The organism is Aeromonas sp. QDB25, assembly GCF_027707725.1.
GTDB lineage: Bacteria > Pseudomonadota > Gammaproteobacteria > Enterobacterales > Aeromonadaceae > Aeromonas > Aeromonas caviae.
In genome coordinates this window covers 1-1722 of sequence record NZ_JAPCIZ010000190.1, presented here as the reverse complement: position 1 = coordinate 1722, position 1722 = coordinate 1, and the positions used below count along the sequence as shown (strand labels likewise).

Here is a 1722-nt window from a genome sequence, read left to right as displayed (position 1 = left end):
CCGACATTCCGCACCTGATTTAGGAATAAATTTGCCGATAGCGCTCACCCAATACCTCCAAAATGATCTGCTGGTCTCCTGTTAGCTCCGTTACTTGTGGCGGAGCTTCTCCCAGTCGATATTCATGGATGCCACCAAAGCGCAAAAAGATCCAACGGGCCGTCGGCTGCTGGGTCGGTTTCTTTTTCATATCCGCCACACTGCGATTCTGCTCCACTAATCCCTGCCGGATCCGGTGCTCCAACGCTGCGTAAATCATCAGGCTACAGGTCATCACCATGAGCAACGCTTCAATCCGCTCCGGCTTTTTCAGGTACAGTGAGGAGGTTAAAAACTCCGGGCTCTTGAGAAAACGAAAGCCCCGTTCGACATTCTGCTGCGCTTTATAGGTGGCCAAAAGTTCGGCCATGGTCAGCGTATCGCTGTGGTCATTGGTCGCCAGGATGAACACCCCGGTCTGGTTGCGGGCCTCTTCAACGCAAGCCAGGCTAGTTGCCGCCAACCCAGTGATTTGAAACTGATGGCCAATTGGCTCTTCGCCACGCTTGGGTCTGCCACGTCCTGTATAAACGGGTTCACCTACCACTTTGGCATCCAGTTGCAGCAGCATCAAGCTGGCGGTAAAACAGCTCAACTCAGCTTGGGCATCCGCCTCACAAGCAAAGCGTCGGGCACACAATTTGGCGAAGGCTTTGAGCTCGCGGGTACTGTCTTTGAGCAGGTTTTTGGCCAATGTCTGCTGCTCGCGGTGGCTGGCTTGTTCGCTGCGCACCAGCAACCAACGTTGCGCGACCCCGGCATAATTCGCGTGTTGCCAACGGCCATGATAGCCATTGCCCAGAGCGGTCAGCGGTTGTGCACCTATGGTTGCCACGGCCTGCTTTGCCTCATTGAGAGTGACGGGCACCCGGGTCACAAATAGTTGCTGCTGTTGCGCCAGTAATTGCAAGGTATCGGCGCAGTACAGTGCGGCATCGCCGACCAGATAACGGCACTCCTGCGCGGCCTTGAGACTGCTCAAATGGCGACGAACGGTCTGGGCAAAGGCTTTGGTGTCATTACTATTGCCGCTCAGGGCCTGCATATAGACAGGTAGGCCGGCCTGATTTTCACAGATGAGCTCAAGGATCACTTGATTCAGCTCTGGCCGGTGATCACGACTATAACCACGCACCAGTTGCAGCTTACCGACCAGATCCCCATCGGCACAGTCATAGGCGCCATCGACGTGGAAGCTGGTAATATCGAGGTGCACTGCGGTGCTTTTGAGCCCCAGCCGCTCGACAACTTGCGCCGCCATCACCTGATACAAGGCGCTGACATCGGCCTCAAAGAGGGCATCGAGACAGCGACCGAGCACATCATCATTGAGGTCATCAGCACAGATCCCGGGGCCAATCAGGCGCTCAACCGGCTTGTTAGCGAAGAATTGCGGGAACATGTGCAGGGTGCTGCTGTGAAAGCCGAGGCCGTTCACTATCATGGCGACCAAGGCTTCACCATGTGAGACCTTGAAAGGCGGGGTTTTGGGGAGCAAGGCATCGATCATGCGGGCAATGCCCAGTTCCTGGCAGAGTGCGGCGACCAAACCAAGGTGATCGAGGTTACGGATCGAGATAGCGGGTGCGGCCATGATGATCTACCTGCAAAAGAGAGTAATAGATCAGAACGGCCGATCGCCGTCAAGCACTGAAAATAGCAAAATCAGGTGCGGAATGACGG

At 55.5% G+C, this 1722-nt stretch carries 1 protein-coding gene; it reads right to left on the bottom strand.

Annotated elements, in window-relative coordinates; all coding sequences use genetic code 11:
- Positions 1-19: 19 nt before the first annotated feature.
- Positions 20-1633, bottom strand: a complete 1614-nt coding sequence (locus PG883_RS23395) for an IS1634-like element ISAs25 family transposase (RefSeq protein WP_270808443.1) — start codon at positions 1631-1633, stop codon at positions 20-22.
- Between the last annotated feature and the right edge of the window lie 89 nt (positions 1634-1722).

What these genes read in the sequence shown, in the direction of transcription:
- PG883_RS23395 (WP_270808443.1), bottom strand. Translation starts at nt 1,633, where the DNA reads ATGGCCGCACCCGCTATCTCGATCCGTAACCTCGATCACCTTGGTTTG.